The organism is Acinetobacter sp. AS167, assembly GCF_037152175.1.
GTDB lineage: Bacteria > Pseudomonadota > Gammaproteobacteria > Pseudomonadales > Moraxellaceae > Acinetobacter.
Genome location: NZ_JBBCMP010000009.1, coordinates 110949 through 130442 on the forward strand (window position 1 = coordinate 110949; position 19494 = coordinate 130442).

General features: G+C 37.1%; 19 protein-coding genes. 10 read left to right on the top strand and 9 right to left on the bottom strand.

Annotated features, from left to right (window positions below; all coding sequences use genetic code 11):
* Nucleotides 1-122: 122 nt before the first annotated feature.
* Both murJ and ampD read right to left on the bottom strand, forming a co-directional pair.
* Nucleotides 123-1673: a murein biosynthesis integral membrane protein MurJ gene (murJ, locus tag WFN33_RS14960; protein ID WP_336953819.1), complete on the bottom strand. Its 1551-nt coding sequence runs from the start codon at nt 1671-1673 to the stop codon at nt 123-125.
* An 88-nt stretch (nt 1674-1761) separates the two neighbouring features.
* Nucleotides 1762-2334: a 1,6-anhydro-N-acetylmuramyl-L-alanine amidase AmpD gene (gene ampD, locus WFN33_RS14965; protein ID WP_333664534.1), complete on the bottom strand. Its 573-nt coding sequence runs from the start codon at nt 2332-2334 to the stop codon at nt 1762-1764.
* Nucleotides 2335-2488: 154 nt separating this feature from the next.
* Here ampD and nadC point away from each other — a divergent pair, with 154 nt between their 5' ends.
* From nadC to WFN33_RS14980, 3 genes are all read left to right on the top strand, one after another.
* Nucleotides 2489-3334 (top strand): carboxylating nicotinate-nucleotide diphosphorylase, encoded by an 846-nt coding sequence (gene nadC, locus WFN33_RS14970; protein WP_336953820.1) that lies wholly within the window; start codon nt 2489-2491, stop codon nt 3332-3334.
* Between the two features lie 152 nt (nt 3335-3486).
* Nucleotides 3487-4650: a tetratricopeptide repeat protein gene (locus WFN33_RS14975; RefSeq protein WP_336953821.1), complete on the top strand. Its 1164-nt coding sequence runs from the start codon at nt 3487-3489 to the stop codon at nt 4648-4650.
* Nucleotides 4651-4821: 171 nt separating this feature from the next.
* The gene (locus tag WFN33_RS14980) at nt 4822-6699 is read left to right on the top strand and encodes an LTA synthase family protein (protein ID WP_336953822.1); all 1878 of its coding nucleotides are present in this window, start codon (nt 4822-4824) and stop codon (nt 6697-6699) included.
* Between the two features lie 14 nt (nt 6700-6713).
* On the opposite strand, the gene WFN33_RS14985 is transcribed toward WFN33_RS14980, so the two are convergent.
* The 4 genes from WFN33_RS14985 to rph all read right to left on the bottom strand — a co-directional run bounded on the left by WFN33_RS14985 (nt 6714) and on the right by rph (nt 10375).
* Nucleotides 6714-6878 (bottom strand): ABZJ_00068 family colistin stress protein, encoded by a 165-nt coding sequence (locus WFN33_RS14985; protein ID WP_336953823.1) that lies wholly within the window; start codon nt 6876-6878, stop codon nt 6714-6716.
* A 231-nt stretch (nt 6879-7109) separates the two neighbouring features.
* Entirely contained in the window at nt 7110-9290 is a 2181-nt protein-coding gene (locus WFN33_RS14990) for a phosphocholine-specific phospholipase C (RefSeq protein WP_336953824.1), read from the bottom strand.
* 20 nt (nt 9291-9310) lie between these two features.
* Nucleotides 9311-9439, bottom strand: a complete 129-nt coding sequence (locus WFN33_RS14995) for a hypothetical protein (protein ID WP_262087376.1) — start codon at nt 9437-9439, stop codon at nt 9311-9313.
* Between the two features lie 219 nt (nt 9440-9658).
* A complete protein-coding gene (gene rph, locus WFN33_RS15000) occupies nt 9659-10375 on the bottom strand; it encodes a ribonuclease PH (protein ID WP_004723527.1) in 717 nt (238 codons plus the stop codon).
* 776 nt (nt 10376-11151) lie between these two features.
* On the opposite strand from rph, the gene WFN33_RS15005 reads away from it, so the two are divergent.
* Nucleotides 11152-11592, top strand: coding sequence for a hypothetical protein (locus WFN33_RS15005; RefSeq protein ID WP_336953825.1), 441 nt, complete (start codon nt 11152-11154; stop codon nt 11590-11592).
* Nucleotides 11592-12386, top strand: coding sequence for a hypothetical protein (locus WFN33_RS15010; RefSeq protein ID WP_336953826.1), 795 nt, complete (start codon nt 11592-11594; stop codon nt 12384-12386). The genes WFN33_RS15005 and WFN33_RS15010 overlap by 1 nt, the downstream gene beginning before the upstream one ends.
* 309 nt (nt 12387-12695) lie before the next feature.
* On the opposite strand, the gene WFN33_RS15015 is transcribed toward WFN33_RS15010, so the two are convergent.
* Nucleotides 12696-13835 carry a fatty acid desaturase family protein gene (locus WFN33_RS15015; protein ID WP_442892805.1) on the bottom strand — a complete coding sequence of 380 codons (1140 nt, stop codon included), beginning with the start codon at nt 13833-13835 and terminating at the stop codon, nt 12696-12698.
* 118 nt (nt 13836-13953) lie between these two features.
* On the bottom strand, nt 13954-14976 hold the full coding sequence (locus WFN33_RS15020) for a ferredoxin reductase (protein WP_336953827.1): 1023 nt from the start codon (nt 14974-14976) through the stop codon (nt 13954-13956).
* 174 nt (nt 14977-15150) lie between these two features.
* On the opposite strand from WFN33_RS15020, the gene WFN33_RS15025 reads away from it, so the two are divergent.
* Nucleotides 15151-15795 (top strand): TetR family transcriptional regulator, encoded by a 645-nt coding sequence (locus tag WFN33_RS15025; protein WP_336953828.1) that lies wholly within the window; start codon nt 15151-15153, stop codon nt 15793-15795.
* 74 nt (nt 15796-15869) lie between these two features.
* Here the strand turns inward: WFN33_RS15025 and WFN33_RS15030 are convergent, their stop codons facing one another.
* Nucleotides 15870-16487: a thiol:disulfide interchange protein DsbA/DsbL gene (locus tag WFN33_RS15030; protein WP_336953829.1), complete on the bottom strand. Its 618-nt coding sequence runs from the start codon at nt 16485-16487 to the stop codon at nt 15870-15872.
* Nucleotides 16488-16716: 229 nt separating this feature from the next.
* Between WFN33_RS15030 and ubiG the strand changes: the two genes are divergently transcribed.
* From ubiG to WFN33_RS15050, 4 genes are all read left to right on the top strand, one after another.
* Entirely contained in the window at nt 16717-17430 is a 714-nt protein-coding gene (ubiG, locus tag WFN33_RS15035) for a bifunctional 2-polyprenyl-6-hydroxyphenol methylase/3-demethylubiquinol 3-O-methyltransferase UbiG (protein WP_336953830.1), read from the top strand.
* Nucleotides 17427-18101 (top strand): HAD family hydrolase, encoded by a 675-nt coding sequence (locus WFN33_RS15040; protein ID WP_336953831.1) that lies wholly within the window; start codon nt 17427-17429, stop codon nt 18099-18101. Before ubiG ends, WFN33_RS15040 begins: the two co-directional genes overlap by 4 nt.
* Nucleotides 18102-18359: 258 nt before the next feature.
* Entirely contained in the window at nt 18360-19106 is a 747-nt protein-coding gene (locus tag WFN33_RS15045; RefSeq protein ID WP_336953832.1) for a YciK family oxidoreductase, read from the top strand.
* Nucleotides 19107-19325: 219 nt separating this feature from the next.
* Nucleotides 19326-19481 (top strand): hypothetical protein, encoded by a 156-nt coding sequence (locus tag WFN33_RS15050; RefSeq protein ID WP_336953833.1) that lies wholly within the window; start codon nt 19326-19328, stop codon nt 19479-19481.
* Nucleotides 19482-19494 lie beyond the last annotated feature (13 nt).

Here is a 19494-nt window from a genome sequence, read left to right on the forward strand (position 1 = left end):
TTAAATTCTATCCCACACACGATGGTGACATCCTTGTCACCATGCACTAGATACATCACTTATGTTTGAATGATGCTCAAAGTAAAAGCTATCTCATTTATATTCTGTTGTTTAGTCTTAATTTAGTGTTTTAAATGTCTTGGTCTAAAACCTGCTGCGAGCAGAGCAATACCATAAGCTACAATACCCACCACACATAACCCGACAACTTCAAGAATTCGAAGCCATTGCGACGCTGTACCATCATACCAATTTAAAGCAAACCATAGCGCACCAATCATCACGATATTAGCTATGGCAAATTGAAGGAATAATTTTTTCCAGTGCGCGCCAAAACGGAAAATATTTTTCTTATGTAAATAAAAATATAACATCCCAGCATTGACCAAAGCTGAACCTGAAGAAGCAATCGCTAAGGCCATATGCTCGGCTTGCCAATCAATCAATTTAAAAATACCAATAAAGATAATATTTAAAATCGCATTGGCTGCAACAGCCATTAAGCCGACACGTACAGGGGTTTTGGTGTCCTGAATGGCATAAAAGCCTGGTGCAAAAACTTTAATCAACATAAATGCCAGTACACCACCACTCATACATTGCAGTGCCATAGCGGTCATTTGCGTATCACGTGCATCAAAAGCACCATGCTGGAAAAGTGCTTGAATAATTGGCGTAGATAACATGAACAAAGCAATACTGGCTGGCACACCCACCAAGACAATCACACGAGCTGCCCAGTCTAACATTCTACGGAACTTGGCCTGATCTTGTTCTGCTTTACTCACAGAAAGAGACGGAAGAATCACGGTACCAATAGCAACACCAATCAATCCAAGTGGCAACTCGGTCATGCGTTCAGCACTATATAACCATGACACCGAACCATCTTGCATGAATGATGCCCAGATTGTATTTAACAATAAGTTAATCTGAGTGACTGATACACCAAACAAAGCGGGCAACATCAGTTTTAGAATCCGATCTACACCTTCATGTTTAAAATCAACTTTAGGTGGAATCAGTAATTTTTTATTCCATAATTCAGGGATTTGAATGGCAAGTTGTAAAACCCCTGCTGCAACCACAGCCCAGCCTAAAGCCATGATCGGTTGAGCCATATGCGGGGCTAACCACCAAGCACCAGCAATCATTGCCACGTTGAGTAATACAGGCGAAAACGCTGGAGAAGCAAAAGACCCATAACTATTTAAAATACTGCTGGCAAATGCAGTCAATGACATAAACATCAGATAGGGAATCGTTAAACGAAACATATCTACAGCCAGATCAAATTTTGCCGGATCATTATGAAAACCCGGTGCATAGACATACAAGATCACAGGCGCAATAATCATACTGATCAAAGTTAACAGCGACATCACCATTAACAGGCAGCCAAACACACGACTAATGAGAATCTGTACTTCTGCATGCAGTTTTGTGGTTTTATATTCGGTGAGTACAGGAATAAAGGCTTGTGAAAAAGCCCCTTCTGCAAATAAACGCCTGAAAAAATTGGGAATACGAAAAGCAACCACAAAGGTGTCAAAATCCTTACCTGCCCCAAACACATTGAGCAAAACCATATCTCTGACTAAGCCCAAGACTCGTGACAACATGGTCATTGCACTGACAATAAAGGTGGATCGCCACAGCGCCATCGTATTCACCTAGTTAAAATAAAGTCGCTATTGTAATTAAATATTCTTAAAATTGCGTTGTTAAATCATAACCAGACGCTTATTTACTTCACTTGTTCTATCTTAATTTTTTCTGATTCAAACTTTCTCTAAAAAGCTGCCATTGAAAATGTGGTCCAGGATCAGTTTTTCGTCCTGAAGCAATATCAGAGTGCCCTGTTAAATGATGATCAGTTTTCGGATAAGCATGTTGCAAAGTGGCAACCACATCAACCAGTTGTTGATATTGGATAGCTTCAAAATCGCGATCATCACTTCCTTCAAGTTCAATGCCAATTGAATAGTCATTACACTCAACTTTACCCAGATAAGCTGAACGTCCTGCATGCCAAGCCCGATCATTAAAATTAACAAACTGGATAATTTCACCAGTTCGTAGAATCAATAAATGTGCGGAAACCTGCATACCCTCGATGGTTTGGAAATAAGGATGGACTGACCAATCCAGTTGATTTTGAAAAAACTGTTCAATATAACCTCCACCGAACTGTGAAGGGGGCAAACTAATATTGTGAATCACAATCAGCTGAATCTCTGTATTTTCAGGGCGTTGATTATAGTTAGGAGATGGGACTTGTCTTGCGCCAATCAATTGACCATTCACGACCTGAAACTGTGGTGCAGATTGCATATCTTATTCCTACAGAATTTTTCTATTTTCAATAAAGCTGATTTTCAATATTTTAGTGTACTCTTATCTGTATAAAATAAAAACTTCTTCAAACTTGCAACGACAGTGCTAATATATCGCTCAGTTTTTAAGGGTGACTAAAATAGGGATATCCATGAGCATACCTGAATCTTTGCTTGAACAATCTATTCAAATTAATATTCAACAAGCACTCCAAGAAGATATTGGCGATGCTGATATTACTGCCCTACTCACACCAGAAGATGAGCAAGCGACTGCCACGATCATTTCGCGTGAAGATATGGTCTTGGCGGGACAACCTTGGGTCGATGCGCTGATCAAAGCGTATGATCCAAGCGTACAGATTACTTGGCTTAAAAATGATGGTGACTGGGTCAAAGCCAATGAAACCATTTATAAATTGGCAGGTTCTGCGCGTAGTTTGCTGACTGTTGAGCGTCCTGCATTAAACTTTGTGCAAACCCTGTCTGCAGTCGCAACCAAAACGGCTGAATATGTAAAATATCTAGAAGGTACAGCAACCAAATTATTAGATACACGCAAAACTTTGCCGGGTTTACGGATTGCACAAAAGTATGCAGTTGCTGTAGGTGGCGGTCAAAACCACCGCCTTGGTTTATTTGATGCGTTCTTAATTAAAGAGAATCACATCATGGCTGCCGGTGGTATTGCTCAAGCAATTGCCAAAGCGCATCAAATCGCACCAGGTAAGCCTGTTGAAGTCGAAGTTGAAACATGGGATGAACTGAATCAAGCACTTGAAGCCAAAGCCGATATCGTCATGCTAGATAATTTTAGCCAACAACAAATGATTGATGCGGTTAAACATGTTGCAGGGCGCTGTAAATTAGAAGCTTCTGGAAATATAACTCTTGAGAATTTAAGTGAAGTTGCACAAACAGGTGTTGACTATATTTCGATGGGTGTATTGACTAAAGATGTTAAAGCGATTGATTTATCTATGCGTTTTAATGGCTAATCACTCAATCATATTCGGTCATAAAGCAGTATCAATATACTGCTTTTTTTATTACAAAATATAACGATGAGTCAATAAATAATCAGCTAATTTTATGCAAAAGACCTTCTAAATAACAATCAAATTACGTGTACCAACAAAAGAGATAAACAATGAAAAAACATATTTTATATTCATCACTATTCACATTATCTATTCCGATCCTGAGCCATGCAGACACAGTCAATGTGCATGTGTTAAGTGCAACAGTCAAAGATCAAAATATTGCTAATGCTGAAGTAATTTTGCAAAAAAATGGTGAACGCTCTGCATCAAGCTCTACCAATACAAGTGGCCGAGCTTCAGTCAATAGTAATACTACAAACAATTCAGATGATTTACTGATTATCAAAAAATCAGGTTATTCAACACTGGTTGCAAAATGCCCATGTGATGGCATGACCTACGCCTTAAGTCCGGTACTCAAAGATCTCAACAGTATGCGAATTGTACTGAATTGGGGGCAAAACCCTTTAGATCTCGATTCACACTTAAGTTATAAAAATCAGCATGTATATTGGGACAGTAAACAAGGTTTGGCTGCAAATCTGGATGTGGATGACACCGACTCTTATGGTCCTGAAACCGTCACTATCGATAAACGTTTAGAAGGTCAATATTATGTGTATTCAGTACATGACTTTTCTGATCGCACTCAACCAACTACGACCAATTTATCCAATAGCCAAGCCAAAGTCATGGTGTATGCGGGTGAATCACTGATTCGTTCTTATTATATTCCAACTGGTCAAACCGGGAATTTATGGACTGTATTCCGCATTAGCCCTGAAGGTGAAATTCAAGACATCAATCGTATTTCAGGAACTACGGTTAACGCAAGCCAAGTGGGTTCAACAGTATCAAATTATCAAAATCAAACCACTCGGGTAAATATTGTTCCTGTCTCAGCCGATGCGCAAAAAAGAGCCAAGACACTTAATTTAAGTGCAGATAAAGCCTATCAAAATAACCAGATTGAACAAGCTGCCATGCTCTATCAACAGTCTATCGACTACAATCCAAATGTTGGCCAGACCTATAGTAATCTTGCCGTTGCTTATCAAAAGCTCAATCGTTCCTCAGAAGCTTTATGGGCAAATCAAAAAGCCATTGCTTTGGCAACCAATAACAATACCAAAGCTTATTCTCACTATAATATGGGTAAAATCTATGAAAATAATCAAGATTATGCCCAAGCTAAGCAACATTACCAATTGGCAAATCAATACAAACCAAGCGCGACTTATGATGAAGCGATACAACGTGTAAGCCAGTAAAAAAATTGCCCAAAGGATATCTACATTCTTTGGGCAACTTTGATGCTTTAGTTTGCTATTTTTTATTGATTAGTTTTAATTTTGCTTACAAAACAACCAGTTTTTACATAGAAAAGCCGTCTGAATAAGCCTATAATCTTTGGCTTCCAATACATTCCTGTAATTAGGCCAATGAAGACTTTGAAACAACAAGTTTTGTTTTTACTTGTCGCTTTTTTATCTGTATTTGCTTTTTTCTTATACCAAGAAGATATCACGCGTTTCTTTCAATTACGTGACATCTATCTAAAACCACGTCTGTATAAATATGGCTTTTCAATTCTCTTAAACTACGCCTTTATTAGTTTATTTTATTTAATTTTAAGAAAAACCTTTGCGACCATTTTACTCAGTCAATTTATTATTTTTTTGCTGAGCTTTATCAATATCAAGAAAGAGCAATATCTTTCTGCGAGTTTGGTTCCTAGTGATTTTTTATTATTTAAAGAAACCTTTATCGCCTCTCCAATCATGCTCAAAATTGCAGTCTTTGCAGCAATTGCTGTGTTTATTGGACTATTTGTATTTCTCTATAAAAAAGAGAAATTAGGGACAAAGCCGCTCCTCCTGACAAATAGCATTTTATCTTTTGCTATCCTTGGCTTCTTTATCACTGCGAACTTTAAAAATAATTTTAGTGAAGCGTGTGCCAATGCAGCAAAAAATTCAATTTGCCAATATGCAAAATATTTACCCAATACCCGTGGTGACTGGATCGGTGATCATTTAACCATTAAATACTTAGGTTTTTCGACCTTCTTTTTTTCCAAAACCGTAGATGGCTTAAACAATAAAATTTTCCAAACACAAGTTGTTCCTGAAGAAAAAGTTGCTGCTTTTTATCAACCAGTGACGGTTGAGCATGATGAAGAACCTATAGCGAATCTAGCATCAGATGATCAGTCACAACAAAAGTTATTGCCAAATATCGTTTTTGTGATGAGCGAGTCGCATTGGGATGCCACAAAATTAGATAGAAGCATTCCACGTAACATCACCCCAACAATTACTAAAAATCAGGTTTCTAGCTTATTGTCTCCAAGCTTTGGAGGAGGAACTGCTAACGTTGAGTTTGAAGTTTTAACCAGCCTAAATACCTATTTAAATCATAATGAATTGGCTTATGTATCAAAATTAAAACGCCCAACCTATTCATTACCAATGTACTTAAATACATTGGGTTATGAAACAACTGCAATGCATAACAACGGCAAATATTTTTATAACCGTAGCGCAGTTTATCAAAATCTAGGTTTTAACCGTTTTACTTCAATTGAAAATATGATCAACATGGCTGATCGCGCCAAATATATCAATGCTGCGGGTTGGGCTACTGATGATTTGATTTATAACAGCATTGAAAATCAGCTTAATAATACCGACAAACCTCAATTTATCTATGCCATCAGTGTTGAAAATCATCCAATGTATAGTGATGATCGCTTTGGTAAAGACCATTTTAAAATCACTAAAGATGGTGTGAGTGAAAACAGTAAACGTGCACTGAACACTTATTTAACGGGTATGCAACGTGCTGATGATAAATTTAAAACCCTGATTGAGTATGTCAAACAGCTTGATCGCCCAACAATTGTGATTTTCTTTGGTGACCATTTACCCAACTTACAAAGCGTTTACGATGAGTATGGCTTCTTTAAATCAGAGCAAGAAAAAGCTGAGAAAAAAGATGTGCGCTTCTTTGAAACACCACTTGCAGTTTGGGCAAATTTCCCGATTGATCAAAAGCAATTTAAAGGGCCTTTTGTGGCAGCACATTTCTTAGCACCCAAAGTATTAGAAGCTGCACATATTCCTCTTTCACCTTACTATGCTTTTGTAAATAAGGTGAGCGCTTGTTATACAACCGTTCATCAGACAGGTACGCAAACACAAAAATCTTGTGAATTTAACCAAGCTGAGATTCTACAACAGTATAAAGACATGAATATGGATGTGTTAAATGGTAAGAATTTCACTTATCAGATGTTAAAATCAAAAGCTGAAAGCTAGTCCTGTCCAAATGATTAAGAAGGTTCTCCAGAGTCTTCTTGATCATGCTGTCGTTCAGCCTGTTGTTGCGGTTCATTATTTTTTGCGTCAAATTCTTTGCTTTCGAAATCTTCACGGCGTGGATCTCCAGCCATCAATACAAAGGTAATCACCGCGAATAGAACAATGAGTATTTTCATAAACCTGCCATTTGCTAAAATTTTAAATATTCTAAATATCGGCTGATGAAAAGATTTGTAGAGTCTGTATACGAAACAAGGGATTTCAGCTGATTTATGTATCTATTGAGATAAATAGATGATTGGAATCTTAATCATGTAAGTTTGCGCAAATTATGTGAGCATTTATCAACTCAAAAATAAGGTGCAAAGCGCACCTTATTTAAATCATAAAAATTTAGCTATTTAAAATTAAGATTCTATGAATCCCATATAAGGGTCAGAAAATGAGTCTTTACCCGTTTCAATACGCCCAGCAAAACGGCGTTTAAAGGTGCTATCACCGTCTATTGTCACAGTAAAATCATACCAACCACCGAAATCAGACATATTCCAATTCAACTCCTTTTCTGTAGAAGCAGTTTCAATATTCCATGTCTTATTGGGTAGATAAGCATTGGCTTTCACCGTCAATTTTGCTGTTTTCGCAGCGTCATTACGAACTTTTAAATAGAGTTTAGGATCACACTCTTCAACACATACACGCACTTCTGGCAATGCATCTATTTGTGCAGACTTGACTAAATCTCCTGCAAAGCCACGATGGAAGCCATTTGGACCCAACACCCATAAATCGTATAGTCCATTTGAAGTGTTCCATACATCGTCCAATTGTTTGCCTGCTTCAACCATATAACGACGAGGAATTGCGTCTAAATTCAATTTGTCGTAAACATGGAAAACTGCGGCATGTGTTCCTGTATTGGAGAACATTAACTTCACCGTTTTTGTTGCCACATCAACTTTCGCACTACTATGTAAAATATAAGGTAATGCCCGAGACAATCGTGTTCCTAATTCTTGAACAGGATAGACCTGACTTAAAGGACGAGAGACCGGCGGCAATAGCGCTTGCGCATTACGAATCGTATCTGCATCATTTTTGGTTTTTTTACCCATCAAGTCCGAAATAGCCGTAGTATTTGGATTTTTAAAGTCAAAAGCTGTGGTTAAATCACCACATACAGCACGGCGATATGGACTAATATTCGGTTCTTGCACGCCAAAACGTTGCTCTAAGAAACGAATAACAGACGAATGATCAAAAACCTGTGAATTTACCCAACCTCCACGGCTCCACGGAGAAATCACATACATGGGTACGCGTATTCCTGGACCATAGACACCCACACCATTGCTGACTTTAGGATCAGTAAAATTAGGTTGCCCTGCTGAAGCTTTGGGATGTGTAGCGTATTCATATGAGATTTGTTCATCACTTAAGGTGGTTTTACCTTGCATCACACCTGAAGCATCTTTTGACGGTGCACTTGGTGACGGAACGTGATCAAAAAAGCCATCATTTTCATCAAAGTTGACCAATAAAACCGTTTGACTCCAAATCGCTGGGTTTTCCGTTAAAGCATTTAAAACTTCCTGAATGTACCAAGCACCTTGTACAGGGCTTGATGGTCCGGGATGCTCACTATAGGCCGCAGGTGCAACCATCCAGCTGACTTGAGGTAATTGACCTTTGGCAATATCATCTTTAAATGAAGCAAGGAATCCACCATCAGGCATCGTATTGGCAATCCCTTTATACAATGGTTGTGTTGCATCAATGGCTGGATCATAAGCAGGACATGTACTGTCATTGTTTACAGGTTTACCGGATAACTCATTGGCACGGCGATACTGTTTAAAGCCCGCTAAAGGATTGTCAGTAAAGTTATCTGGCATGTTTTGATAAACTTTCCATGTCACACCCGCTTGTTGTAGGCGCTCTGGATAGGTTGTCCAATCATAGCCTGTGCTTGATGCACCAATACTGTCCAAGTCATTTACGACACTGGCGACACCCGCAGCTTTAGGACCGTTTGAACCTGTCCATAAGAACATACGATTCGAATTGGTTCCTGTATGCATTGCACAATGATATGCATCACACAGGGTAAAGGCGTTGGCAAGTGAGAACTGAAATTCAACTTCTTTTTGTTTGTAATATCCCATAGATTGGGGTTGCTTATATTGTACCCAATTGCCCATACGGCCATGGTTCCAAGCAAATTGCCCATCTGTCCATGAGTGTGGCGTACCGCTAACACGTTGTGCATTGCCACGAGTGCTGTCTAAATGATAGGGAAAAATTTTGTTCTTATCTTTATCATATTGTTCCCAAATCTTACGCTTGTCGGATAGCGGAATCGTAAAACGATCACCAAACCCACGAACACCTTTTAATGTTCCAAAATAATTATCAAACGAGCGATTTTCTTGCGTCAAAATGATGACATGTTTTACATCTTTAATCGTGCCTGTTTCGACTTTGGCGTCAATGGCTAAGGCTTTTTGGATGCTGGCTGGAAAGCTGGCTAAAGCGGCTGTACCAAATATTGTTTTTGTTGAATTGACTAAAAAATCACGACGGTTCATCTCTATTTCCTTATTTTTTATTATGGTGCGCAATGTACTTTACACGCAGCGGGTGGCTGTGGATTCGTCGTTGAGCTTTCATTATCATCATTACAAGCACTGAGTAAGACACTCAGGCTGGTCACTAAAATCAGCAAAAAATTTCGCATTGTCCTATCCATGAAATAAAGGTAGGGATAGTCAATACAACTGGTATGACGCTAGAGTGAAGTTTTTATGGCAGTTTGATGAATATTTTTTAAAATATGATAAATATCAAATATTTGTTTTAATTTATAAATAAGCGACTTAGTTTAAAACAAGTTTACGGAATAAAAAACGCATCCGAAGATGCGTTTTGATTATAAAAATATATCAATATTTTAGAATTACCAACCAAGCGCTTCTTGTTGTTTTTTTACCAATTCCTGAATACCCTTTTCAGCCATTTCAAGCATTGCATTAGATTGAGCGCGTGTAAATGGTTTTTCTTCTGCAGTCCCTTGAATTTCAATAAATTCACCTGCTTGAGTCATCACCACATTCAAGTCAGTTTGGCAGTTAGAATCTTCTTCATAACAAAGATCAAGCAATACTTCATCTTGATACATGCCGACAGAAATTGCAGCAACGAGGCCTTTTAATGGATCGTGCTTAATTTTCTTTTTCTCAAGAAGTACATTCATGGCATCAATTAATGCAACCGCAGCACCCGTAATTGCAGCAGTACGTGTACCACCATCTGCCTGAATCACATCGCAATCAATGGTAATGGTGTTTTCACCCAATTTTTTCAAATCCACCATTGCACGTAAGCTACGACCAATCAAACGTTGAATTTCTTGAGTACGACCAGATTGCTTACCGCGAGCAGCTTCACGGTCGCTACGTGTATGGGTAGAACGTGGCAACATACCGTATTCTGCAGTCACCCAGCCTTGGCCCTGACCTTTTAAGAAACGTGGCACTGAATTGTCAATACTTGCAGTACACAGCACTTTTGTATGACCAAATTCAACCAATACTGAACCTTCCGCATAACGGGTGTAGTTACGGGTAATTTTAACTTCACGTAATTGATCTAATGCACGTTGGTCGATACGCATAGCTTGTCCTTATGGAATTCAAAAAATATTGCGACTTATTATAACAGATCTAAGAGAGATGGTTTTGTTACAAGAGGGTGGTTTTTGAAATTGTTCGCTGTAAAGTAGCGAATCATATTCAGATTCAAGTCATCTATAATTAGTGACAAGAGCCTCATAGACTACATTCTCATAATAATATGAGATATGTTCAGCAAATCCATTTACAATATCTTTATGTAATATCTTCTAAATTAAATAAATTCATTTTTGTATAAAGCCACATAAGTTACATCTCTATATTTTATACAATTGGCCAAAAAGTAAAGCTGACTCGAATTTAATAAAATGACGACTAATTTTCCTATTAATTTATTTCATAATTTTTTATATCTATACGATTGCCCCCATGATTGAATAAAATTATTTAATGATCCAAATTAATAAATATTTCATCTATTAAAAATACTTTTAGATACTATTTACTAGATTAATATCAATATAATTTTATTTTTCCTATTTTTTTATTTATATAAGAATAATTTTAGCTTTTAAATCAGAGTAAAGGTTTTATGAATTATTACTTCTCTTTAATAAAACTCACATTATGTATGGAAACATATGTGAAAAATATAGAAATATTTTAATAATTATACTTGTCTTAATCGTTCTATTTGTTATTCAATACTTTTATATAGATAATTAATACTTACAATTTAAATAATGTTTTTTTAATAGACAATACAATATTATCCTTTATATTTTATTTAATATTATTTTAGGAAAAATAAAAAAACATGAATAAGTCATTCGTTAAAATACTAAGTTATTGCCTAATACTTTCAGGGATCAACTCTTTCGTTTATGCAGATGATGGTATTCCAATTATGGCTAGTAGGGCAAATTGTAAAGCAATTTCTCCTGAAGGAGTTGGATATCATAATGAATCATTTAGTTGGACTCTAAGCTTCCCCAAAGCCATGATTGTAGAAACGAAACAAACTACTGCAAATGGAACAATGAGATCAAAAGCTTCTTCAACAGTTACAGATTTTCCAAATCCAGATATGGAGTATGGTTATAGAGCCTACGCTGGGTATATTGATAGTTTTTTTCGGCCAAATAGAAATTGGTCTGTTAAAGGAAAACATATTTATGAATTCGCTATTGGTGGAGATATTGGATATCGAGAAACTTTAGCAACAGACTGTAATCTTAGTCAGGGATGGCCTTGGTAATGAAAAATAAAAAACTAATCATTAGTATGTTACTAATTGGTTTGGTCTCTCTTTTTATAGGAATAAGATCCTTTTTCTTCGTAGTAAAAGAACAAGTTAATCAAAATAAACCGGAAAAGCAAAAAAATAATTTAGCTTTACCTGAGGCTATTTCAGACCAAGAGGAAAATAAAAAGGCTAGTAAAATAATTATATCTGAAACAAACCAAATTAAAAATATGTTTGCTGAATCAGCTTTTTTAACAGTAGTAAGCTTAAAAAATGCACCTCTAACACAAGAGAAGAAAATTGATTTATTAAATAAAATAAATAGCTTATATAAATATGGAAGCTTAAGTGGAGGGAAAATAACTCATGAATTTTCAAATATAGAAAAATATAGAAATTTTCAAAAAAAATATGGATACAACACTATTAAAGAGAAAGTTAGTTTTTCACCTAAAGATTTACTATTAAGCAATAGCACCTTAAAATTAACAGGTTCCTATTATTCTGGGGGATATACTAAAAACAAAGGATTTTATTCTTTATATCGCTTATATGAAGCACCTAATGGGGAAAAAATTGAAATTAACCAAACGAAATTATCTAAAGATGGAATGAAGTTATTAATTATAGAAGAGACATTAAATTATCGTTTACCCAATGAAATACCTGCAACATTTGAAACTTTCGATTTTGAACAAACCTATAGTCTTAGGTTTGTTCAAAATGGGTATAGATATGCTATTTCTACCCAAAATTTGGATAAAAATTACATTATCAATTTAGCCAATTATCTTACAGAAAACTAATTTAATCACTCTCCCAAATGCATATTTTAATTTATTTTTTTATCACTTGTTTATTTTGACAATTTTTTAACAAAATTCTTTCTGACTTTAATGCCATTTTAAGAACTTAATCTTACATAAGTAATCTAAATAATTTTTTTAGAAATCAATTTATTTGTTCTATTTTCAGTATTTTATTTATAATTTTCTCGTTCTTTTTAAGTTTTTTTGTATTAAGCCAGTTAAAAATAAATTAAAAGCACCTTGTTGACATCAACACGGTGCTTTGGAATTGGTAAAATTTCACAATCAAGATTTATAAAAAAGGACTTAAGCAAAAATACCCTTTAACTTCTGTAAAGACTGAGTAATGGTGGTTGTTAAACTATTTGGCAAAGAGCATTTGGCTAAACGAACCCATACACTGCCAAACTGTTTCATGAAATCTGCTTCATTATAGTTGATGCCATATTCCACACATAAAGCTCTAATTTTTGGAGCAGCTTCTGAATAACGATTGGCAGGCATATCAGGGAACAAATGATGTTCAATCTGATGACTTAAATTCCCACTTAAAATATGCAACCAGTCTGTTCCAGTAAAATTACTAGAACCACGAATCTGACGTAAATACCACTCAGCACGGGTTTCATTTTCCACATTGTCAGCTTCAAAAGTCTCTGCATCTTCAGTGAAATGACCATTAAAGATCACCGCTGAAGACCACAAACTGCGGATCACATTGGCAATGGCATTCCCAGCTAAAACAGGTAAAGCATTGGGTCCTGCAATCACAGGAAAAAATACATAATCTTTTAGAATTTGACGACGGGCTTTTTTACGAAATTTTGCAGCATCTGCCCAGACCTGCTTCCAAGTTTTTGTTTTATAAATCAGCGCATCTTCCAAATGTAAATTTTGTAAGCCAACATACCATTCAAAAAACACCATCAATTGAATCGCTAAAGGAATATTAAACAAAAAACGCGGTTCCCATTTCTGTGATTCACTAACACGGAGTAAACCATAACCCACATCATGGTCTTTACCCACAATATTGGTATAGGTGTGATGCACATAATTATGTGTGTATTTCCAATCATCACCTGTTGCCATGGTATCCCAGTCGTAATTTGCACCATTCAAACTTGGGTCATTTAACCAATCGAATTGGCCATGCATAACATTATGACCCAACTCCATATTTTCCACGATTTTGGAAATGCCCAACAATCCTGTGCCCACCACCCAAACAGGTGGAATCCATCCGCCAAACATCAACATACCACGTGAAGCAATTTCACTATAACGGACAAAATTACGGATTTTATAAATATACTTGGCATCTTGTTCACCTAAACTGTCCATGATTTCACGGCGGATTTCATCAACACGGCGACCAAACTCTGCGGTTTGCTCTGGGTTTAAATGTTTCGATTTACTGTTTGGAAAAGTAACTGACATATTCATCGTCTTGCTCCTCAGCGCTTCATTTCTAGAAGCCTTAGCTGAATTTAGGTACAACTTCCTAAGCCTAGGTTCAACAGACCGAGAAGTTGTTTAAATTTATTTAAATGATTGTTTTAATTTACAGATTAATAACCACAGGACTTATTGCTTGGCTGATACACAATTTGATCTGTGTATTTGAAGCATGGTCAATTTCTCCTGTCAGCATATTTTTGGTCGAACCACTCACTTTAGTACATGTACAAGTATTGCAGATCCCCATACGGCAACCATGAGTTGGCTTTAATCCCGCTTGTTCAGCGCTTTCAAGAAGATTTGATTTCGCAGCAAATTCTTGTTGTGAACGCAAAAACACCACGGGTTGTTCTTCTAAAGTTTCATCTACAGCGATCTGGAAAAATTCTTGTTTCAAACGATCTGCAATATTCAAATCTTGAAAAATTTGATTGATGCTTTGCATCATTGCACGAGCACCACACGCATAGCTTTGACGCTGTTGGAAATCAGGAACCAAACTTTCCAATAACTCGATAGTTAAATGCTGTTTTTGTTGCGCGGTATGAATATAGTGATAATTCAACAATGAATGTTGCTGATAAAGCTGTTCTAGATCTGCATGAAAAGCCTCATCACGACTAAAATAAATTAAATCAATTGGACGATTTGAATCTTTGAGTGCTTCAAGCAATAATGAATGGATTGCGGTAATTCCACTGCCTGACGCAATCAATAACAATGGCGATGCATCGGGAGCTAAAACAAAATCACCCTGAGCTTGTGACAGTTCAACAATGCTACCAAAAGCCATTTGGCTCAGCGCATTGGAGACTTTACCCTGTTGTTTTACAGCAATGATCATATCGCCATTATTCAAAAATTTAACCACAGAATAACTACGTTGTTGACGTACACCCGCAATTTCAACAGTTACAAGAACAGATTGTCCCGCTTTAAACTGTTGATGCTTAAAATTACGATTTGGACGTAATTGAATTTGATAAAAATCAGGGCTTAATGCACGAGTTTTAATAATCGTGGCTTTTACCTTTTTCCAAGCCCAAACAGGATTGATTTTTTCAGCGATAAAATCGACAAAATCCTCACGAACCCATTCTGGCTGATACTGCATATAGCTACTCATGTGACGTTCCTCTTTGTGCTTGCTATTTATTGAGTGAACAAACGTTCTTTTAGTGAACATATGTACACTATAATCATTTTTTAAATTCAGTCAACACCTGTACACTGACATTCGTCGTTTAATTTGTTTTTATTTTTGATAGACTCATCACAACAAAAATCTTTGGATACCAGAATGTCGATACGCGATGAACGAAAACAGCAAAGCCGTCAGGCTTTACTTGATGCTGCTTTAACCTTAAGCACTTCAGGTCGTTCATTTTCGAGTATCAGTTTGCGAGAAGTTGCCCGTGAAGTCGGTTTGGTCCCAACAGCGTTTTATCGCCATTTCCAAGATATGGATGAATTGGGGAAAGAACTGGTAGATCAAGTTGCGCTTTATTTAAAGAATGTCTTACACCAGTTGGGAAAAGGCCTAGCACATCCTGAAGCGAAAACCAAAACCAGCATGGTGCTGTTTTTTGAGGCGGTAGACAGCAGCTCGCAACAATGGATTTTTATGATTGCGGAACGTTGGGGCGGTTCGGAAGTGGTGCGTAAAGCCATTTCCCGTGAAATTGACTTCCTGAATGATGATCTTGCCAACGCGTTAAAAAAGTTTGAAGTTATCGCAAATTTTCATGATGAAAATGATTTAAAAGTGATCACCAATATTTTGATTAATTTATCTTTTACTTGGGCAATGTCATGGATCAACTTATCTCGACAATACTCTGGCATAGAACTTGAGTTGCAAAAAATGGTCCTTAAAAAACAATCGGTGACGCAAATCCGCTTAATTTTTAAAGGCATCGAAAATTGGGACCAAGATAGAGCTTAATTTATCTCCCAAACTCGCCTCTATATCACCCGCAATAAAAAACCCGCAATTGCGGGTTTTAAAAACATAAAAGCTTATTTGGCTTTACGTTCTTTATTGATGAGATAGTCAAGGACTTGCGTCACTTTACCGTCTTCACCTTGAACCACATATTTACCATTTACCACAACAGCAGGAACACCTGAAAGCTGATACTGTTGTGCCAATTGATTTGATTCAGCAATTTTTGCAGTAATCGCAAAAGAGCTATACATGCTGTTAAATTTCGCCTCAGGCACACCGTACTGAGTGAAGAATTTAGCAAAAGCATCTTTTTGTAGAACTTGCTGATTACCTGCATGATTGGTATGGAATAAAGGTAAATGCGTACGCTTACGTACACCCAATGCCTCACTCACATAATATGCTCGAGCACCTTGCTCCCATAATGGATTCATCGCTGCTGGGGTACGAATAAAGTTGACATCTTTAGGGATTTTCTTTAACCACGCTTGCATATGCGGTTCTAATGTAAAGCAGTGAGGGCATCCATACCAAAAAAACTCACGCACTTCAATTTTACCAGGAACAGAAACTTTTCCTGGATTTTGCACCACGGTATAATCTTTACCTGCAACAAAATCAGCAGCCATGGCGTTTGCAGAAAATGCCATTACCATGGCAGTCATGCCACCTAAAATAAATTTTTTCATTGACTTTATTGTCCTCGTCGTCATCTCGTATAGCTTATGCATTCACTATAAAACAAATATGGGAAAATCGTTTTCCTTCTGTGAAGTTTTTTACACGATTCATCGCTTTTTTTGGATTTATGGTTACACTAGGGTCTGTTGATATTTCATAAATAGACGAAGTGTTAACAAACACTAGCATAACTGAACTTAATTTTTGATTAAAACAATTTACTTAGAGGTGCCCGGCATGTCGCAACTTAATGTTGATCCACAGGAAATTGCTAAATTTGAAGCGCTTGCTGCTTTATGGTGGGATCAACACTCTGAGTTCAGACCTTTACATCAAATCAATCCACTGCGTTTAAACTGGATTGATGAACATGCCAACGGTCTTACAGGTAAAAAGATTCTTGATGTAGGATGTGGTGGTGGGATTTTGGCTGAAAGTATGGCACGTCGTGGCGCCAATGTTTTAGGTATTGACATGGGTGTAGCACCATTGAATGTCGCTCGCTTACATGCTGAACAGGAAAATGTTCAAAATATTGAATATCGCCAAGTCCCTGTGGAGCAACTCGCAGAAGAACAAGCAGGGCAATACGATATTGTTACATGTATGGAAATGTTGGAACACGTTCCTGACCCAGCTTCTATCATCCAAGCTTGTCAAAAGCTAGTTAAACCAAATGGTCATGTGTTTTTTTCAACAATTAATCGTAATCCAAAGTCTTATTTATTCGCAATTATTGGTGCGGAATATGTATTACGTTTATTGAAAAAAGGCACCCACGATTATCATAAATTTATTAAACCGTCTGAACTTGCTGATGACATTCGTAACTCAGGTTTAAAACTTAAAGATATGACCGGCTTACACTACAACCCACTCACAAAACATTACTGGCTTGCGCCCAATGTTGATGTGAATTACATGGTTTATACTGTGAATGAAGGTGTTTGATGCAAGCTGTTCTTTTTGATTTAGATGGGACACTGATTGATACGGCTGCAGACTTTATCCGTATTATTCAAAATATGTGTCGAGAAGAAGGACGTGCAGTGGTTGATGCAGATTTGATCCGTACTCAGGTTTCTGAGGGTGCACGCGCAATGGTAAAACTGGTTTATCCAGAGCTTGAAGTGGATGATCCGATTTTTTTAGCACATCGTCAACGCTTTTTAGATCTGTATGGTGATGACATTGCTGTAGACACAGATCTGTTTGCTGGTATGTATCCTCTTCTGGCAGAGTTAGAAAGCCAGCAAATCCCATGGGGTATTGTGACCAATAAACCACGTTGGTTAAGTGAATCATTATTGAACGCATTGAACCTCACACAACGTTGCGCTGTTCTGGTGTGCCCTGAAGATGTCACTCAGACCAAACCAGATCCAGAGCCAATGTATCTAGCAGCAAAGCAAATTGATATTGCACCTGAACAATGTATCTATGTGGGTGATCATCCGCGAGATATTGATGCAGGACGTAATGCACAAATGTATACAATTCTCGCAGCTTATGGTTATTTACCATTACAGTACAAAGATGATTTAAATGCTTGGCAAGCCGACTGTATCGTAGGGAATGTTAATGAATTACATCAAGTTATTCGAAAACTTGTAGATATTTAAATCCCAAAAAATCATACAATTTACCTAACAACATGATAAGTAACACTGAAACATCTTGAATATGATGTTTCAATGTTTTTATATAGAACATAGGCTGGTTGGCAGTTCACTTATTTATAATGAGCAGTGCATTTCCAACAGTGTAAGCTAAGACGTAAAAAATTTAATCATTCTAAATGATGAGAAACATTGTTTTATATGGTCAGGACATTGCGTCAAAAGCCTAAATTACATCATAACAATTATAGGAGGTCTCCCATGAAGTATTCAGAATATCAACCTCGCCCAGATTTATTGAAGGATAAAATTATCCTCATTACGGGTGCGGGAGACGGTATTGGACGTGCTGCTGCGCTCAGCTATGCCTTACACGGCGCAACAGTCGTGTTACATGGTCGCACGCTCAATAAACTTGAAGTCATTTATGATGAAATTGAATCACTTGGTGCCCCCCAACCTGCTATTCTTCCTTTGCAGCTTTCTACTGCCTCTTCACGTGACTATGAACTGCTTGTTGATACTCTAGAGCAACAATTTGGTCGCTTAGATGGTATTTTGCATAATGCTGGAATCTTAGGAGAGCGTGTTGAGTTGGCACATTATCCAGAAGAGATCTGGGATGATGTCATGGCGGTGAATTTACGTGCACCTTTTGTGCTCACCCAAGAATTACTGCCTTTACTGGAAAAATCTGAAAATGCATCAGTCGTTTTCGCTAGCTCTGGTGTAGGACGTGAAGCACGTGCGCAATGGGGTGCTTACTCGGTTTCAAAGATTGCGATTGAAGCGGTCAGTAAAATATTTGCCAAAGAAAATACTTATCCAAATATTCGTTATAACTGTATCAACCCAGGTGGGACCCGTACCGCTATGCGTGCCAAAGCTTATCCTGATGAGGACCCAAAGGTTTTACCATCACCTGAAGCCATCATGCCTGCTTATCTCTACCTCATGGGAGATGATAGCCTTGCGTTGAATGGTGAAAGTATTGACGCACAGGATTAGCTCCATCTTTCTTTCTCCACGCTTTTCGAAGTGTGGAGAAAATCATAAGAGATCCTCTCATTTAAACTATTGATCATAGAGTCAAACTAAAAATATTATAAAGACTTACATTAAAATCGTTTTACCCAATAAAAACTATAATTTTATTCAGTTTCTTAAATAACAAGAATTCTTCTATAGTGTTACTCAAGTTAAACAGATCAATTTGAGGCGTTTTTTATGAAAGATTTAAAACATAAAGTGGAGATGATTCGCTCTATCGAACAATTACAGCTCCCAAATCATTTTATTCAGGCCTTAGATGATGCGCATCAAGCAAAAGATATTATCAAAGCAATCAATTGCTTAAAGGAGATGAATCAGCAGTGGTCTTAATCTTTCATGCTGA